This window comes from Paenibacillus sp. NPDC057967 (genome assembly GCF_042887015.1).
GTDB lineage: Bacteria > Bacillota > Bacilli > Paenibacillales > Paenibacillaceae > Pristimantibacillus.
This window is the reverse complement of record NZ_JBHVQB010000002.1, coordinates 40,101-58,561: the sequence shown is the minus strand read 5'-3', so window position 1 is coordinate 58,561 and position 18,461 is coordinate 40,101. Positions and strand designations below refer to the sequence as shown.

The following is an 18,461-nucleotide window of genomic DNA, read 5'->3' as shown; positions in this document are numbered from 1 at the left end:
TTGTCGTAATGGTTGCGGATTTAACCTTTAATCGATCCGATCATAACGCCCTTGACGAAATGCCGCTGCACGAATGGATACATGATCAATACCGGCAAAGTAGACACGATAATGACCGCGAACTTAATACTCTCGGCAAGCAGAATCTGCTTCTCCAGTCCGACACTGCCACCCTCAACGGCTGACGAGTTGCTGATCAAGAGAATTTCACGCAGCACAAGCTGAAGCGGATGCAGAGCCTCGTCGCGGAGATAGATCAGCGCAGGGAAGAATGAATTCCAATGGCCAACCGCATAAAACAGAACCATAACCGCCAATATCGGTTTGGATAGAGGCAATATAATGCTAAACAGAAGTCTCCAGTTGGAGCAACCGTCCATGTGAGCCGCCTCCTGCAGCTCCCATGGAATGCTTGACTGGAAGTACGTCCGCATGACGATCAGATTGTACGTGGCGATTGCCCCGGGAACGATCAACGCCCACATGGTATTCACCATTCCCAGGTCCTTAACCAGCAAATAGGTTGGAATCAATCCGCCGCCTAGAAACATCGTGAGCGTAATCAGAATCATAATGGCATTACGACCGGGAAGATCTGGCCTGGACAACGGATAGGCCGCCAGTATGGTCATGATGATGTTGATGACCGTGCCAACCACGGTGTAAATGATCGTATTACGGTATCCCGTCCAAATTTTATCGTTGTGCAAAATGCTCTTATACGCTTCCAAAGTCACTCCCTTTGGCAGAAGCCATACCTCTCCGCTCAGCACCTTGGCCGGATCGCTGAACGAAGCGCTGACAATAAAGATCAACGGATACAGCACAATAATCATGATGACTGCAGCAATCACATACACGATGAAGTCGAATACCCTCTCATCCGACGGTTTGCTTATGGCCTGTTGCTTCGACATGACTGTAATCCTCCTTTACCATAAGCTCGTCTCCGACGTCTTGCGCGCGAACCGGTTCACCATCAGCAGCAAGATGAGATTAATGACCGAGTTGAACAGTCCAATAGCTGCGGTGTAACTGTATTCACCCTTCAAGATGCCTGTCGTATAGACAAACGTGGAGATGACGTCACTTGATTCCAGGTTCAAGTTATTTTGCATGAGCAAAATTTTCTCAAAGCCGACATTCATGAAATGGCCGATATCCAGAATGAGCAGGATGACGATGACCGGAGCTATGCCCGGAAGCGAGACATGCCATATGCGTCTCAGCCTCGACGCTCCGTCCATCTTGGCCGCTTCGTATAGCTGCGGATTCACCCCGCTGAGCGCTGCAATGTAGATAATCGATTGCCACCCCATGTTTTGCCATATGTTCGAGCCGATGAAGATCGTCTTGAACCAGCCGGCTGACTCCAGGAATCGGACGGATGAACCGCCGAATGCCTCGATCAGCATATTGATCGGTCCTGTCGGCGACAGGAACACGTTCAATATGCCTACGATTACGACAACCGAAATGAAATGCGGAATATACGTAATATTTTGCAGCCACTTGCTATAGGTTTTGCTTCTGATTTCGTTAACAAGCAGAGCCAGCATAATCGGAATGGGGAATGCGATAAGCAGCGAGAACAAGTTGATGGACACCGTGTTCCATAACAGCCTCCAGAAATAATACGAATCGAAGAACCGTACGAAATGCCCGAACCCTTCCCAAGGGCTTCCCATGATGCCCTTGGCCGGATTGAAATTTTTGAATGCGATTTGCAGCCCGTACAGTGGACCGTAGTGAAAGATTAAGTACCAGGCTATCGGCAGAAGCAGCATGAGGTACAGGTCATACCGTTTGGCTATATTTCGGAATAGGCCGGATCCCCGCCTCGGCTGGATAGGGGATAGAGCGGCTGCATCATCTTGTACGCTCTTCATGGGCACTCACTCCTTACTAATGCGGTGTCGATATTATTTCGCCATCTTGTCATAAGCTGTTTGATAGATCCCTTCCAGTTCATCGAGCCTCATTTTGTTCAAAGTAGACTGGAATTCCTCCCACTTATCGAAGCCGAGTGCGCCGACGATAAACTTCGTGCTTTGCTCGTTGACATACTTGTCGATGTCGTTGCGCAGAATGTTAACCTTCTGAGCGGTCTCTTCATCGAACATCGGATTCGCGTAGCGGATCTCCGGCATGTACGGCTCCAGCTTCTTGAACGCCTCTTGAACTTGCGGCGGATTGATGAAAGACGCTACCTGGTCGCTGATCAAGTGAGGCGCGCCGCCTCCAGCATACGGGGTCATCTTGCCTTGTGCGCCTGTAATGGCCACAAAATCATCAAAGTAATACGGAACGCCGTCCTTCATCTCGTAATGCTCGCCCTCTCTGCCGAAACGCAGCAGCGTAGAGCCCTCGTCACTGTAGAAATAGTCGATCCAGCGCATCGTCGCTTCCGGATGTTTGTTCACGGATGTAATGGCGAAGGCTCCGAAGTCGCGTGGCACCGGTGCTACCGCGCTTTGCATCTGGTCGCCATTCGGGCCGGCTTGAGGAGCGATGCCCACATATTGATCCATGATTGGCAGGAAATTGTTGTTCGTCTGGTCGAAGAATAGACCCGTATTGCCCGATCCTTGCTTCGCCAAATATTGAGCTTCCGTATGCGAGAAAATTTCCGGGTCCAGCAGCTTTTCCTTATACAGCCTGTTCAAGTACATCAACAGCTCTTTATGCTTCTCGTCGCCACTCCAAATATTAACCTTGTCATCTTCGATGTTGATGTTATAGCCGAGCTGCAAATCCAGGCCAAACGATCCGGCCATCATATTGACGATAATGATCCCAGCAGCAGCATTACGTGCGGTCATCGGAATTTCGTCCGCTTTGCCGTTGCCGTTCGGATCCCCATCCCGGAAAGCGACGAGCACATTATAGAGCTCTTCTGTCGTTTTGGGCTCTTCCAGGTTCAGCTTCTCCAGCCACGCTTTGTTGATCCAGCGTTTGTCCGTACGTGCCGAGCCTGTCGTTACGATGCCGGGGATCGAGTAAATGTGTCCTTCCGGAGTCGTAATGGCCGAGCGGATCTCTGGATATTGCTCCATCAAAGCTTTCAAATTAGGCGCATACTCCTCAATCAAATCCTCCAGAGGAATCAGCTGGCCGGCTGTCCCGTAGCGAATCGTCTCAAGCGGATTAAGTTCCGAACGGAACAAAGCATCCGGAAGCTCATTGGACGCGAACAATAGATTCTTTTTCTCCGCGAAGCCGTCTGTAGGTGCTTCGGTGAATTCAACTTGAATATTGCTTAATTTCTCATAGTCTTGGAACACTGGCATATCTTTGAACGGTCCGTTAGCAGGCGCAATTCTTGTGAACATCTTAAGCTTGATCGGTTGATCTACGATCGGGAAACCTTCCGCTTTAACAGCGCTTTCAGTTGAAGACGACGGATTATTGGTCTCTTTCTTTGAGTCTCCGCCGTTGCTGCAGCCGGCCAGTATCAGACCGGAAATGATCAGCGTGGTTAGCGCGCTTCTTCCCCAATGTCTACGCATATATCTGTGACCTCCAATGTACGATTCACCGTGATCTGAAAACGTTTACTTCCGGTGTCCACTCATTATAGTTCACGCGTTTCGCAGCAAAGTTATAAATATATGACTATTTACTCCACATATTTTACGACTTCGCTGACGCTCTCCCGCCTCCCAATCCGTTCAAGTAGGCCTGAGGCGTCAAGCCGGTTATTTCCTTGAACACTTTGAAGAAATAGTTATAGGTAGCAAAGCCCGCCAGATTGCTAATTTGCTTAATCGTGTATTGACCGCTGCCCAGCAGCTTGCGAGCCGCATCGATTCGAACCCGATTCACATATTCTGAGAATGTCGACTGCGTCTCTTCTTTGAATATCCTGCTTAAGTACGATGGATTCAGACCGATTGCTCCTGCCGCCAGCTCCAGCGTAACGAGGCCCGAATACCTTTCCAAAATAAATACGATCGCTTGCGACACATGCCTGGAGTACGATCCGGCCGCATGCTTCTCCTTAAGCAGCTTCAGCAGCCCGGCATAATAGTCTTGCAGCCACTGCTCCATCTCTGCGACGCTGCCTAACCTGCCCAGCTCATTGCGAGCAGGCAGACTATCCATCGCAGCAGAGTCAGCCTGGGACATCCCTTTCTTCCAAGCTTTATCGCCGATATGCAGCAGCTCGCTAATGATCATCTGCACCGCATGGGAATGAACCGGTTGCTCTCGAATGGAATCGAATACAGCTGCAATCAGCCGATGCATGCCTTCCTGATCAAGTATCTCGATAGAGAGCAGCAGCTGCTTCTGCTCCTCGATCGTTAAGGAAACGCGCTGAGCATGTGCGCTGCTCCCCCATTCTGTTGCTTGTCCCGTCGACTCAGCAGCAGGATAAGAGTCCAGCTTCCGCTCAGCGGAGACGTAGCTCGCTTCAAGCTGAGACAGGCTGTGGCATATATGCCCAACGGCATAGACGCACTTCAAATTCAGAAACAGCTCCAGCGCATGGCTGAGCTTGCTCATCATGCGGCCAGCCTCACTTACAGCAACATGCTCGCTGCGTTCCTTGAATGCAAATACAACAACCAAACGTCCATTCTCCAGGTAAGCGACGGTGCGTTCTTGCATATCGCCTAAGCTCTGCTGGATGATCTCGATGGCCTGCTGGACGAGCCGATTCGTCTGCATGTCGCTGTAAGATTGCGTCAACAGCAGGAAAGGGACAATCTGAAGAGACGCTGCCGCATAGCGGATCGCCCCAGGATATAAGCCATTCTTGCTTGCGTAAGCTTCGAGCTCCTGAACAGATCCTGGCCTCCCTTTCACCAGATCGGCTATATACCCACGGATGAGCACGGGATTCATTCGTTCTGCTATAGCCTTCTGGGCGCTCAAATCCTCAAGGATTTGATCATCCTGGCGTAGCTCCAATGCCGCTTTGTTCAACAGGCCAATAAGCGTTGCGCCGTCAAGCCGATGCTTCAACAAATAATCGATGGAGCCGTTATTCAGGCAATCGCGCACATAATCATAGTCGTCGAAGCTGCTAAGCATGATTGTCTTGATGGCTGGATATCGTTCCTTAATCGTCCGATTAAGCTCCACACCGTTCATCTCGGGCATATTCACATCAATAATGGCGATATGCGGCGGAGACTGCTCGATCATCGCCAGAGCCATAAGTCCGTTATGGGCTTCGCCGCATATTTCAAAGCCGTGCTTTCGGAAATCCACTAACGTCCATACATCGCTGCGGGCCAACGGCTCATCGTCTACCAATAGCACTTGATACATGACTTATATCACCTCTTGAGCAAATTTTCCCTCCTCCCGCAGATCGGGAAAAGTAATAACGACCTTTGTATACAACGTCAGCTCACTGTACAGGCTCACCCCGTACGGCTCTCCATACTGACGGACGATTCGTTCATGTACATTGCGCACTCCCATGCCGCTGAAGCGTGAAGGCGTCTCTCCTTTGAAGGGGCCGCCCAGCAGCAAGTCCATTTGCTCCCGAGTCATGCCTTTGCCGTTATCCGTCACTTCGATCTTAAGATCGTGATTCTCTGTATAGACGCGAATCATGACCAGCCCCCCTTCCTCCAGAGGGCCGATTCCATGAATGATGGCATTCTCCACAATAGGCTGCAGCATAAGCTTAGGCACCTGGCATTCCAGCAGGTCTTCCTCAATCTCCTCATGCACTGGAATCGGCTGCATGTATTTATATTTCACGATGGAGATATAGCTGCGCACATAGTCTAGCTCCTCACGAACCGTAACATATTCGTTGGAATGGCCTAGAACACCACGCATCAGCTCGATTAACGAGCCGGATACCTCCTCGATATTAGGCACCCCGTTCATCTTGGCCAAGTACTTGATGGTATTAAGGGAGTTGTATAGAAAATGCGGACGTATCTGTGCCTGAAGTGCGGTCAACTCAGCCTCCCGCTTCTCCTTCTCACTGATTCGGATCCCCTTCATCAGTCGATTCAGTTCCTCCACCATGCTGATAAAGACTTGGTACAGTTGTCCTATCTCGTCCTTCGTTTTGATCTCCTTCATGGGGAAAGTCAAATTACCATCCTTGACCAGCATCATCATAGACTTCAGACGACGGATATTAATAGTGATGCGTGATGACACTTTCAGTGAGCCAATTAACACGACGATCAGTACAATGACTGACACTTCTGCCATCAGCTTGCGGAGCTTCGCGGATTCGCTAAGCAGCGAATCCATCGGTATAAGTGCCAGCGTCGTCCAGCCCGTATACTCAGACGAACGGCTAACGACAGTATAGGATTTTCCGTCAATACTCATCTCCGCTGCATCGCCGTTCCCCGAGAACTCCTGTTTAATGCTTACAATCTTCTCGATAGAAGGAGCGAAAGACGGCGCTGATTCGGATTGATAGACAAAACCGCCTTCCTTATCGAGCACATACAGCATGCTGTCGGCGGTAGGCTTCACACCGTAGGTTTTTTTGATAAAATCATAGTTCAAATCCACCATGACAACGCCTATAGTTTCCCGGTTATAACGGATCTCACGACCTACCGTAATGGCATCCGATACGCCCGTCTGCTTCAAATAGGCATGGCGCGATCCGTTCTCCAGCATAAAATCCATCATCGGCGTCCCGATGATCGTCCGGTCCAGCCAAGGACCTCCGGTGAAAAACACCTTTCCGTTCAGACCAACAACGGCAATCCGCGAAATATAGGGCTTATAATCAATGAGCACCGATAGAAATTCATCGATCCGCTTCTGTTCCAAAAACCATTCATAACTGATCTCTTCCGACGGGCTGAGAATTGTGTCAATCACCGTATTTTTGTTGGTCACCACTACGGTGTTCAGCCGGTCGATCTCTTCCAGCATCATATTGAGGGATTCATCCGCTTGGCGAATACTATCCGACACCGAGGTAACCGCGTTATCCTTTATGGTCTCGCGCATGTTCACGTAGACAATGCCAATCGTGGAGAAAATGGACAGCAGGGCGACCAAACTGAATGCGATGAATATTTTTCCCTGGATGCTAAGTCTGGGCGAAATCCATCGCCTAAGAGTGGACAGCTTCATATCGAGAAGTCTCCTTTATGTTCATACATGCTGGCTTGCAATCGACTTAACTATACAGTGCCATTCTCGCTTAATTGATCATCTTCCGCAGAGTTAGAGGGGAATCCTTAAAATACATCTTGAAGGCTCTGGTGAACGTGTACAGGTTCGGATAGCCAAGTGACAAGGCGATTTCTGTAACCGTCGCGTTCGTGTCGATCAGCAGTTGCCTTGCCTTCTCCATACGGATCTTCTGTATGTACTTCATCGGGGGCATGCCCGCCTGGCTCGTGAACACATGGGTAAAGTAGGAACGGTGCACACCGGCGAAATCCGCTACCTGCTGGACGGATATTCCCTCCGAGGCGTGCAGCTCCATATAGTTCATGCATTCATGAATCCAACCGGCAAGCTCAGCCTCAGGTGCAGGTGCCGTCTCCGTTATCAACTCAGCGAATAGTGCGTAAACAAGGCTTTGCAGCTCCAATGCCCCTGCCGGAGACCACCGCTTAGCACTTGCCAGCGTATGGATGACTCGATCCGCCGATATTCGGATGCCTGAATTGACCGCTTTTTTCCGAAAAGGCTTCTCATGCGTTAACCCCGCGAGCTCCAGCAGCGTCAGTGCTCTCTCGCCATCCACCGCCAACCAGCTCATTTGAAGCGGCTTTCCTGAAGGGAGCATGTCGTAACTATAGGTTCGTCCCGGGAACAAACAAAATAGGTCATCCTTCTGCAATTCAACCTGATTGCCTTCGTACTCCAGCCGAACCCTCCCCTCCTGCACGAAGTGAAGACTGTAGCACTCGATCCTTTTGGGTCCCACTTTGTAGTTCGGCTTGGCCATGCTGCAGCCCGCCCGTACCGGCCATATCCGTCCTTCCTTATCCAGATCCCCTGGCGTATAGTAAATGAAATTAGCAAACTCGTAATCATATTCCTGCATCATAGAGCCCACTCCCATCTCTTGTTCCCTCCCGCTAATGCTAACAAAATGATAATTATGAATCCTCTATTCATCCAATATAAAGCGCTTTCTTATAAGTTTTATCATAAATCGATCAAGTGTGTCCTGTCTAGTGAACCTAACATAATGCTAATATTTTGGCCTAAAAATAAATACGACCTGCTGGCTTGCCAGCAGGTCGTATTTATGAATAATCCATATCATGATTTCGCATCCACGAGGATACTCCGATTCATCTCTAGAAGAGACCATAACCGTTCTGTCAATTCTTCCGCAGAACAAGGCATCGATTGGCTGAACCACCATTCGATCACTCCAACGATCGCCGAACTCATGAATTGTACGAATATTGATTTGTCCAGTTCATCCAAGTTCAAATGATTTTCGTTCATATGTTCCATGATCTGTTGGTTAATCATTCTGCTCAGATGAACCCGGAAGGAAGGAACGTCTTTAATGCTTAACAAAGTCTTATACACCCGAGCATTTTTTTCGATTTCTTTAATCGTACGGAGCAAAGGCATCTTCGATGGGAACGGTCCAGTCGCATCCGGAGAATAGCAGCTTTCCATCAAATGAATCAGTTGATTCTCTATGCATTTGTCCAATAGATCATATTTGTCCGAATAATGCGAATACACAGTGCCTCGATTGACATCAGCACGCTCCGCAATTTCGTTAATCGTTATTTTCCCGAATTCTTTCTCGGTTATCAAATGCATGAAGGCATTCATGATGGCGGTTTGGTTCTTTTTAACTCTTCTGTCCACAGAGTGCTCTCCTTTATTAAACAATCCATTTCAGTCTGTTGAAAAACCAACAAAACTGGTGTATCTAGCGATTGCTGCTTGCCTAAGGGGACTGCTATTCTTATTTTATTCAATGAATGATCAAAAAACAACATATGTTGAAAAAGGAGATTGACGATGAGAATATTGGTTTACGGCGCGGGTGTTCTAGGCAGTTATCTTGCTCATGTACTGGTGCGCGGTGGCAATGAGGTTACTGTGCTGGCGAGAGGCAAGAGAGCAGAGCAACTAGAGACTGACGGACTTGTCATTCGCCACTACTTTCAGCGTCGCAACACCATCGATAAAGTAAACGTTATTCGCGAGCTTGCATCCGATGATCTCTATGACCTTATTTTTGTCGTGATGAAATACAACGATTTCCCATCTGTTCTGTCTATTCTCGCTGACAATCATTCTTCCAATATCGTTCTGGTGGGTAATAATGCAGATGCCTTGGGGATGCAGAATGTCATTAAGGAAAAGAGTAAAGTGAAGAAAAATGTCATCTTCGGCTTTCAGATTAGCGCTGGTCTTCGAGAGGAGAGCGGACGCATCATCTGTATCCGTGGAGGAGGTCAAATGGTATTAGGCAGCCTGGACGGCGAAATCTCCATTAAGCCTATCCTTGAGGACGCGTTTAGAAGAGTTAAATATAAATTAGCTTATCATGAGGATATCGATGCCTGGCTTAAAAGCCATTTCGTGATGATCGTCGCTTTAAACTCGATTAGTTTTCTTTACGACGGCGATTTAAATCAAGCATCAAAGGACAAAAAACTTTTAAAACAAGCCATAGATGTGATCGACGACGGGTTCCGATTGTTGGAAAAGTTGAATTATACGATTACACCCGCCAGCCAAGTTGACCTTGTTCGAAAGCATAGACGTTTCTTCTACTATGGTCTAATGATCATTCACAAATTGCCGTTTATGAAGTTGGTAGATGGTTCTTTCAGCGAAATCGCCGCTTTGTTCGATTCATTCCGAAAGCTGAAAAACCAAACCAATATCGCTACTCCCCATTGGGACGCAATGGAGAAGCGAACGATGTCCAAGTTTGTTGGTCATTAATAGAGTTAATGGATTGTCAACACAAAACTGAACAAAGATGAACAAAACAACTAGAAGCATCGCTCCAATCGACAAAGCAACTGATGGGAGAGTATACCCATGTGCATCCATACAGGGGTAGAAGAAATGCACCGCACGCCGTCAGGGACGCGCGGTGCATTGCAGCCATTTCAGCCGTTCTAGCCTCTTATGAAGCTAGATCCAATAATTTCGTCGCGCAAATTTTGGTTCGGATTGGCCGCGACATTGGCGAGAATGCATTGAATTAATCGTTCACAGTTAAAACCTCAAGCTTTAATCTTCCTCAAACTTCTCTTCGGTCAATAATAACATCCTCTTTATAGGTAAAGCTGTTGATTTCATTTCCGTAATAGAGTTGAAATCGATATATTCCGTACATTCGGATCTCTCAGTCGCAACGGTTAAAGGAGACAATTCCAAATACACAATAATGGCTTTAGGCAGCTCCCACTTTTTCAGTTCTGCTTTTTGTATATCCAGATCATGCAGCTCGGGCGGCTACGCCTCTATTCTATTCATCGACCTAAGCAGTATCTTGTTTGAATGTGACTACATGAACTATAAACCTCCTCTCAAAAGGACGAAAGACCTATTTAGATTCTATACTCGCTGTATTCATCCTACAGAACCCCTTTCACTATTTAGGCGTATAATCCTATTTTCGACATATTTTCGCTCGACAATATAATATTAGTTTGTTAATATATAGGAGTTATGTCTCATTGATATTGCCATAATTGTATGAAAGTAGGCACGCGTACAAACCTATAACAAATATTCAGAAAAAAGGCATGATTCTTCGAACGCCTACTTATGGTTGTTCTGGAATATACATCATCTTTGGAGGGATTACTTTTGAAGAAAGTGGTCATTAGCAAGTCAACATTTATACTTGTGATTCTAGCATGCTCGCTAGTGTTTAGCGCAGTGGGAGTCACGGCCGGCACTAATCTGCAGAAGATTACGGCAAATTTGAATCACGGCATCTCCTTTATATTAGACGGTAAGACCTGGGTTCCAAAGGATACTGCCGGCAAGAAGCTCCCGCCAATCTCATATCAAGGTTCTACATACCTTCCTGCTCGCGCTCTGGCTGAAGCAACAGGGGCGGAGATCTTGTGGAATGGTCAAACTAGCACAATTACGATTAATACATCTGGCGGTACCGGAAATAGCGATGGAGACTTTGGAAGCGATCTGCCAAGCACTGGCGGTTCCTCGAACACAGGCAACACAGGCAACGAAAATTCGGGTAACACATCCAGCTCCAGCGGGATTATGAAGTTAACCACACAAAGCGCAACAGAAGAGAAGATGCGTGCAGAAGCTCAAAAGATTATTCAAATCTACGCGAAAGCTCTTAAATCGGGAAGCACCAAAGAATTCGATTCTTACATTGACAATTATACAGCCGAAAAACGCGACATGTCTCCAATTTCTATGGGAAGATCGTACTATAAAAAAGATTTTGAAAAGAAGTTGTCTGGGACTATCAAAGCGAATGATTCCGACACACTTCTTAAATTTGCAAATACCATTGAGAATGTAAAGCTTTCGGAAATTGAGACAAGTTTCATTTCTAAAAAGAGTGAATTCTCCCAGGAATTCTCATTCAAGTATTATCCAGAAGGTTGGGATTCGTTCAGCAGCGTCTATGTTTACTTCAACTTCGCAGCAGAAAAATACGATAGCGATGTATTCCTCCTGGAGAGCGTCCGCATTAGTTAATTGAATCAAATCAAAAGGAACTGCTCGCCGCAGTTCCTTTTTTTCTTATAACTCAGCAAACCAACGTTTCTATAGCTCATACTCGAATTCTATTGGGGTCTCGATCTATCATGTTCCAACACAATATCCGGCTTCAGTATCTCCTCTATTTCCACCATTTGCTCTTGGGACAACGGTCCGCGGGCAACGGCACCCGCTAATTCCTCCACTTGTTTTCTTGTCTTGAAGCCTGGAATCGGAATAGCAGCGCTGCTTCTTCCCCATAGCCATGCGAGCGCGCCTTGTACCAGCGTACGATTATCGCTGGTCAGAATTTCTCTAACAGCCTCAAGCTTGTTCAAAAACGCAGGTACCGGCTTTCCTTCTTTGAAATAAGTGACCCATTCATGGCGGCTGCCCCTTACATCGGTATCCGGCAGCTTTGAATCCGGATTGAACTTGCCGCTTAGAAGCCCCATAGCCAGCGGCGAATTGTTAATGCTCGTTAAGCCGTAACGCTCGCAGACTGAGACCATCTCGGCATCGCCGCGTAGGACGTTTAATGGATGCTGGATAGCCGCCCCCTCCGATTGCAAAGCGAATTGTTCCGCTCTCGCCGCATCCCACGTACTCCAGCCGTAGGAACGGATCATTCCCTCCTCGCGCAGCCGGTTCAGCGTCTCAATCGCAGAATTCATCTCCTCTTGGCTTAATCCGCCGACATGAATTTGATAGAGATCGATATAATCCGTTTCGAGACGCCGCAGCGACCGCTCGCAAGCCTGTCTGATATAAGCGGGCGACACATCGTGGCGTCCAAATACTTCCTTCGTTGCCTCGTTATTCGTATAACCGAATTTCGTCGCAATGACAACCTCGTTCCGTCTCTCTTTCACCGCTTGGCCAAGTACCTGCTCGCTATGTCCCACCCCGTATGCGTCAGCCGTATCGAAAAAGTTGATACCCATCGCTATGGCGGCCTGGATCGCCTCAATCGATTCCTTATCATTCACCTCTCCCCAGCCATCGGGGATTCCATCTAACGTAAATTGACCTCCAATCGCCCAGCAACCCAGACCAAGCGGACTTACCTCAATATTTGTTTTCCCTAATGTTTTGTTCATTGTCATTTCCTCCCTATTCGGATTGGCTTGACTTCATTATAATGAGGGAAATGGCTCTCGATGAGGTCCAATTGAATCGGAATTTGAGGAACCAATGATGGGAGAATCGGTGTATGTATGGCATAATGATCGACAAAAGCTCCGCGTTATCCGCAACAAGACAGCTATGCATGCAATTACGGGCCTTGATTGAAACTGGTCAGCTGACAGAGGGCACGCGCTTGTTGCCCACCCGTACGCTGGCGAAAGAATGGGGAATTGCCCGCAATGTCGTCATTGAAGTATACGAACAGCTGACAGCTGAAGGTCATTTGGAATGCCGCGTCGGTTCGGGCACTTATGTAGCTGAAGGAATCATGCTGGCTCCTAGAGATAGGGCAAGTATCGTGACTTCTGAAGTCCCAGTCTCGAGCACGGCACACGCTGGACGCTCGGATATCATCGATTTTGCGACCGGTATTCCGGATTTGGAATTGTTTCCGAGAACGGCATGGGCGAAATATGTGAGACACGCAGCCGAATCGATTGCGGATGCAGAGCCAGGCTACGGGGATATTCGGGGAGACTGGAATTTACGTTGTGCGATCCGAGACTATGTATTCCGGGCCAAGGGCATACAGTGCTTGCCTGAGCAGATATTTATTTGCTCGGACGCCTCGGAGGGGCTTATACTGACAGCCTTAACTCTATCTTCAGACTTTCATTCTATCTATATGGAGAATCCGACCATTGAATTTACAAGGGATATCTTCGAGCAGTCCCGCTACAAGCTTGTCCCTGTAGAGGTAGATGGGAACGGCATGAAGATGGAATCTCTCAATCGGTTTGCGCCCGGTCACTTGGCTCTGCTAACGCCCTCGCATCAGTTTCCTACCGGAAGCTTGTTATCGATTCAGCGCAGGCAGAGGGCGATCCGGCTGGCGGAAGATGCCGATTCCTATCTGATCGAAGACGATTATGACAGCGAATTCCGGCTAAGAGGCATTCCTGTTCCGCCTCTGCAGACGTTGTCTCCATCCCGTGTCATCTATGTCGGTACGTTCAGCAAGACCTTGTCGCCAAGTCTGCGCATCGGCTTTCTAATTGTACCTCCCGCCCTGATGGACAGGTTTGCCGATAGGAAAGCCAAACTCAATATGTTCACCCCGCTTCTCATTCAAAAAGCATTGGGCCAGTTCATTCAAGACGGCCAATTGGACCGCCATATTCATGCAATGAAGAAGGTATACCGAAAACGGAGAGCGTTGTTGAAGGACCGTCTCCATGATGTTTTAGGGGATGAAATATCGATTCTGGGCGACGAGGCCGGCATGCATGTTATGGTTCAATTTCATTCCAAGCGACTTTCGCTTCTTCCTTGGGGAGATACAGCCCCTTATGGATTTCTGATTGAGTGCTCCGTTGATTATTGTTGGTCTGACCGACCAGATGAAACGGGAATTGTGCTTGGCTACGGCAATCTGAGCGCCCAGAAGATCGAGGAAGGCATGCGTCGGATACAGAAGTTTGTGGGTGAAAATTAAGAGCAGGCTGCGTTGGCAGCCTGCTCTCTGCTATGAATAGCTATTTAAAATAAATGCTCCTGCGTCTATCCCTCCTGCTGCCCCTCAATCAACTGAAGAGCGCGGTACAGGAACGTTGCCGCTTCCGCTCTGGTAGTCATGCTCTTCGGCTTCATATAGGCGTTGGAGCCCGTAACGAGCCCATGCTCGAGCATCGTTGCCACGCTGTCCACAGCATATGGCGCGATTTGGCTCGCATCACGGTAGCCCTCAAGCGTTGCGCCGGATGCGGATGCTTGGATTGCCCCAGTCTTTTGCAGCGCTCGGGTCAGCATAACCATAGCGTCCTGGCGGCTGATCGGTTCGCGAGGGGCGAAATTGGCCCCGTTCACTCCCGTAACGATGCCCAGCTGCTTGGCGATGGAAACCGCATCGTAGTAATAATCCTTCGGCTGCACATCAGCGAATGTCGAGTCAATCTCGGCGCGCAGGCCGAGCATGTTCACCAGCATGAGAATAAAGTCTGCTCGTGTTACCGGGCTTGCGGGGCTGAAGGTGCCATTTTCGATCGAGGTGCCTTGGACGATTCCTCTCTCGGCCAGCTTCTCAATCGCCTCACGCGCCCATTCATGCTTGCCAAGATCAGTGAACGCAACTGGCTTCGCGCCGCCGATGGCATAGACGCCGACATGATCGATGGAGAACCGCACCACACCTTTGTCTTTATCATACGACACGCCTTTGATTGCAGTCGCGCGGTCGTCCGTCAACTCGTAAACTTGCAGCTCAGACGCTTGCTCTCCCGCCTTGAGCGAATACGGAATCGCAATCGGGATTGGCGCCTCCGAATTGCTCCAAGAGAGAGCCTCCCCGTCCAGTTGCAGAGCAACTTGCACAATCGGCCTATTTCCAATCCGTCCCTCCGCTTCGTTGCCGCGATACTCGCCCGCATGATCGCTTATTGTAACGAGCAACTTCCCGGCATTCGCCTTGACTCCAGCTAGCATATCTCCGGTCAAAACAAACTGGGCGTACGGTGTGGCGATATGCAGAATCAGATTAGGCTGGTCCGTCAGATTAGCCGCAGGAAGCTCCAGCGCATAGCTGCCAGCCGCATTCGACGACTTCAATTCAAGATGAACATGCTTGTCGCCGTTGCTGTCTGCCGCTGCCCTCTGAATGGCGGCACTCAGATCCGACGCTCCGACCGTAGCCTTGGCCTTTTTGCCGTTAAGCATCGGGACGAGCACGGCTTTGACTGAACCGTCCGCTTGCAAGGTAAACGAAATCGGCATTGGATCGCCTTCACCGCTACCTCCCGTGCCTCCGCCATTGGAAGGTGGCTTACGATATTCGAAAGTGGCCAGCTCAGGAGTCGTCATATCATCCGTTTCGAGCTCAACCTTATACATTCCTTGCGCTTCTCCGGTCAGCTTGAAGGCGATCTGGAAGCTTCCGTCATCCTCGGTGTCCGTCTGGCCGGTATATTGGATCTTGCCGCTCGGGTCGAGCACTTTGACATACACATGCTCCTTCTTGCCGTTCATGACTAGGCCGTCGATTGTGACATTTTTCGAAGTGGCATCTACGGCAGCTCGAATACCGTCCAACGTCTTGATCTCTTGCTGCAGGGCAAGATCGTACACGCCGAATTCGTAGAAGGAATAACCGTAGAACGTTGCCCGATTCAGTCCCTCAAACTTGATATATCTTGCCGTCGTTGCCGGGAATACCAGCGTGTTCTTGCCGTCGGAAGCTTTAACCACGCCATTGTCGCCGACGTTCAAGGGACGCCACGTCTGATTATCATCTGAGACGCTCATACGGTATTGGTCCGCACGCGCATATTCCCAATCGATGCGGATCGTATCAAAGGTTTGCTGGCCCTCCAGATCGACCTGGAACCAAGACGTATCGCGCACTTCACTCGCCCAACGCGTGGCCGGTGCGCCATCCAGCGCCTTCGCAGGCTCCAGACCAGCCGCTTCCGTCGAGGACGCCTCTGCTTGTTTATCTTGTGCGATGCTTCCAATCTCGTAATACACGCCTTCCTTCAGCGCCGTATAAGCGCCTTCCGACACAAATTCAAGGCTTTTGGCCTCTTCCAGCTTCGCATTGAATGCCTGCAAATAGCGCTTGGCTTGCTCAGGATCGCTCTCTTGCGTACGCTCCATCATGATCAAGGCGTTGCGCATAGCGCGGTTCGTGTCGGCATCACTCAGCTGATTGTTTTCCGCGTACTTGTCAACAAGGGCTAACAGGCCGTCTGCGCCCAAGCGAGCCTCTATTACATATTTAACTGTCTTGGATGTGGCAGCCGCCACCGTCAACTCCAGCACATGCTTGCCCGGCTTGCCCGTCAGATCCATCACAGTTCCTTCGATATAGGGTTTACCGTCATACTTGGCCGTTACTTTGACGATCCCGCTGTCGTCATCTCCCGGAATGGTCCAGGTGAAGGCCGCTTGGGTCGTATCGGGCACGATCGTATGCTCCGAGATCGGCTGCCCGTTCATGAGCGCTACAACATCAGGCGGAGCAGCGTCTTGCTTCTCATAAGTGCCTTTCACGAATTGATATAGCCAATCGTAGAGGACGCGGGTAGCGGGGTCCTCGCTTTTCGCCGCGTTGTATACGGCGTTGTTGCCTTGATAGTATGCTTTATACCCTTGCTGCATCAGCCCTGTATCCACGCCGCTGTTCAAGTACTCGATGAACCGCTCGCGGAAGACAGCGTCGTTAATCATCCGGTCATCGAACTCCAGCTCCAGCGACATGCCGTACCGTTTGGCCATATCTGCTGTATCTTCCAGACGCGAAGGGTCCAGTTTCTCAAAGAAATAGTTCGGCTGCAGAGATATAGCATCAATGCCGACATCCTTCCACATAAATGCCTTATAGGCCAAAAAATGAGGAATCCAGAACATCTTCAGGTCAGCGTTATGAACAATGTCGCTCGCTCGCTTAACTATCTCTGGTCCAGTCGCATGCGTGCTGATTTGTTCCTCCAGCCAATACATGCCGACGAGCTCCAGGTTCGAGTAGCCCGCAGCCGTCCATCTGGCCTCTACTTCATCCATCCACCACTGAATCGCTTTGGCCCGGTTATCCAGTGATGCGGCATTACCGACCGCGCTAACATCGAAGTTCAGATTTTCGCCGTTAATGCTGCCAAAATCGGACTGATATTCGCCCGGATCGGGAATCATCATAACAACCTTCGTCTTACGGTCGGGCTCGCCAAGCTTCGCGCCTACCTCGACCGTCGCCTCGTTCAGCGCGCTCATATCGCCGCCGGCGTTAAACGTTTTGTTCAAATACCATTCCCATTCCTCTTTCCTGGCTTTGCCGGCTGCGTCCGTCGCTCCAAAGCCTCTGCCGTTCTCCGAAGTCAAACCCAGATACAGCACACCATCGAACAGCCAATCGACAGGCTCCCCCTGCTTGTTCACATAGCTGATATTAGGGACAACCCGCTCCTTTGTCCAAGTTCCTGTGCCATCCGCATAATGCCCGTTGTACAGCAAGCCCAGGTTCTCAATCCCACCGGTAGCATCCCCAGGCTGCAAGAGGCCGTAAGGCTCGGGCTGTACCGTCTGAGCTCCGGCAACCAAGCCGTCCGCGCCGGTAATCGTCACCTCGTCGATCATGCTCCATGCCCTCGAATGCATGGAAAATACCACTTTCACATACCGGGCGTACACAAGGCCTTCGGTATAATCGCCGCGCTTCACAACTCCGGTCTCCGCGCTGCCATCCCATGTATACGTCTCAATGTCGGTCTGATCGCCCCATAGCATCTGAGTCGCATTATGAGACAATACACCCCAGTCCACCCCATCGTCCGACACGTAGAAAGAAACCGTGAGCGGCACGAGCGTTTCGTTGTTCGGCCAATCCTGCAGGAAACGCGCGTTCACTTCCTGGATCGTCTTTTGCTCGCCTAGATCAAACACAACCGAACGGGATTTCTTGTATCGGTGGCCCACCCAGTTGCCGCTGTTACGCGACGGGTCAGCAGCATTGCCGTCCGTCAGCTTCGTCCCGTCATCCGGGAAAGCGTCCTCCGGCTGATCCGACCATGTGTACGTTTTCCCTTGAGCCAGATTATAGAACTCGGTGCCTTCTCCGCCCGGCTCCTCCGCATACACGGATGAGATCAACGATAACAGCATGACGTGGACAAGCAGCAAAGCAGTCAATACTCGTCTTGTTTTCACCTTAG

General features: G+C 49.6%; 12 protein-coding genes. 3 read left to right on the top strand and 9 right to left on the bottom strand.

Annotated features, from left to right (window positions below):
- Positions 1-20: 20 nt before the first annotated feature.
- The 7 genes from ACFVSO_RS04755 to ACFVSO_RS04725 form a co-directional block, all read right to left on the bottom strand.
- Positions 21-917, bottom strand: coding sequence for a carbohydrate ABC transporter permease (locus ACFVSO_RS04755; RefSeq protein WP_387470650.1), 897 nt, complete (start codon positions 915-917; stop codon positions 21-23).
- A 15-nt stretch (positions 918-932) separates the two neighbouring features.
- Complete coding sequence (locus tag ACFVSO_RS04750; RefSeq protein ID WP_387470647.1) at positions 933-1,889, bottom strand: ABC transporter permease; 957 nt, start codon at positions 1,887-1,889, stop codon at positions 933-935.
- Between the two features lie 33 nt (positions 1,890-1,922).
- Positions 1,923-3,509, bottom strand: a complete 1,587-nt coding sequence (locus ACFVSO_RS04745) for an extracellular solute-binding protein (RefSeq protein ID WP_387470645.1) — start codon at positions 3,507-3,509, stop codon at positions 1,923-1,925.
- Between the two features lie 124 nt (positions 3,510-3,633).
- A complete protein-coding gene (locus ACFVSO_RS04740) occupies positions 3,634-5,277 on the bottom strand; it encodes a response regulator (RefSeq protein WP_387470643.1) in 1,644 nt (547 codons plus the stop codon).
- A 3-nt stretch (positions 5,278-5,280) separates the two neighbouring features.
- Positions 5,281-7,074 (bottom strand): sensor histidine kinase, encoded by a 1,794-nt coding sequence (locus ACFVSO_RS04735; protein WP_387470640.1) that lies wholly within the window; start codon positions 7,072-7,074, stop codon positions 5,281-5,283.
- Positions 7,075-7,144: 70 nt separating this feature from the next.
- Positions 7,145-8,017, bottom strand: a complete 873-nt coding sequence (locus tag ACFVSO_RS04730) for an AraC family transcriptional regulator (RefSeq protein WP_387470638.1) — start codon at positions 8,015-8,017, stop codon at positions 7,145-7,147.
- A 203-nt stretch (positions 8,018-8,220) separates the two neighbouring features.
- Positions 8,221-8,790 (bottom strand): TetR/AcrR family transcriptional regulator, encoded by a 570-nt coding sequence (locus ACFVSO_RS04725; RefSeq protein ID WP_387470636.1) that lies wholly within the window; start codon positions 8,788-8,790, stop codon positions 8,221-8,223.
- A 156-nt stretch (positions 8,791-8,946) separates the two neighbouring features.
- Between ACFVSO_RS04725 and ACFVSO_RS04720 the strand changes: the two genes are divergently transcribed.
- Positions 8,947-9,882 (top strand): ketopantoate reductase family protein, encoded by a 936-nt coding sequence (locus ACFVSO_RS04720; protein ID WP_387470634.1) that lies wholly within the window; start codon positions 8,947-8,949, stop codon positions 9,880-9,882.
- Positions 9,883-10,767: 885 nt separating this feature from the next.
- A complete protein-coding gene (locus ACFVSO_RS04715) occupies positions 10,768-11,631 on the top strand; it encodes a stalk domain-containing protein (protein ID WP_387471626.1) in 864 nt (287 codons plus the stop codon).
- 89 nt (positions 11,632-11,720) lie between these two features.
- Here the strand turns inward: ACFVSO_RS04715 and ACFVSO_RS04710 are convergent, their stop codons facing one another.
- Entirely contained in the window at positions 11,721-12,734 is a 1,014-nt protein-coding gene (locus ACFVSO_RS04710; RefSeq protein ID WP_387470632.1) for an aldo/keto reductase, read from the bottom strand.
- A gap of 113 nt (positions 12,735-12,847) precedes the next feature.
- On the opposite strand from ACFVSO_RS04710, the gene pdxR reads away from it, so the two are divergent.
- Positions 12,848-14,257 (top strand): MocR-like pyridoxine biosynthesis transcription factor PdxR, encoded by a 1,410-nt coding sequence (gene pdxR / locus ACFVSO_RS04705; protein WP_387470630.1) that lies wholly within the window; start codon positions 12,848-12,850, stop codon positions 14,255-14,257.
- A 65-nt stretch (positions 14,258-14,322) separates the two neighbouring features.
- On the opposite strand, the gene ACFVSO_RS04700 is transcribed toward pdxR, so the two are convergent.
- Positions 14,323-18,456, bottom strand: a complete 4,134-nt coding sequence (locus tag ACFVSO_RS04700; protein ID WP_387470628.1) for a DUF4855 domain-containing protein — start codon at positions 18,454-18,456, stop codon at positions 14,323-14,325.
- Between the last annotated feature and the right edge of the window lie 5 nt (positions 18,457-18,461).

What these genes read in the sequence shown, in the direction of transcription:
- ACFVSO_RS04755 (WP_387470650.1), bottom strand. Translation starts at nt 917, where the DNA reads ATGTCGAAGCAACAGGCCATAAGCAAACCGTCGGATGAGAGGGTATTC.
- ACFVSO_RS04750 (WP_387470647.1), bottom strand. Translation starts at nt 1,889, where the DNA reads ATGAAGAGCGTACAAGATGATGCAGCCGCTCTATCCCCTATCCAGCCG.
- ACFVSO_RS04745 (WP_387470645.1), bottom strand. Translation starts at nt 3,509, where the DNA reads ATGCGTAGACATTGGGGAAGAAGCGCGCTAACCACGCTGATCATTTCC.
- ACFVSO_RS04740 (WP_387470643.1), bottom strand. Translation starts at nt 5,277, where the DNA reads ATGTATCAAGTGCTATTGGTAGACGATGAGCCGTTGGCCCGCAGCGAT.
- ACFVSO_RS04735 (WP_387470640.1), bottom strand. Translation starts at nt 7,074, where the DNA reads ATGAAGCTGTCCACTCTTAGGCGATGGATTTCGCCCAGACTTAGCATC.
- ACFVSO_RS04730 (WP_387470638.1), bottom strand. Translation starts at nt 8,017, where the DNA reads ATGGGAGTGGGCTCTATGATGCAGGAATATGATTACGAGTTTGCTAAT.
- ACFVSO_RS04720 (WP_387470634.1), top strand. Translation starts at nt 8,947, where the DNA reads ATGAGAATATTGGTTTACGGCGCGGGTGTTCTAGGCAGTTATCTTGCT.
- ACFVSO_RS04710 (WP_387470632.1), bottom strand. Translation starts at nt 12,734, where the DNA reads ATGAACAAAACATTAGGGAAAACAAATATTGAGGTAAGTCCGCTTGGT.
- pdxR (WP_387470630.1), top strand. Translation starts at nt 12,848, where the DNA reads ATGTATGGCATAATGATCGACAAAAGCTCCGCGTTATCCGCAACAAGA.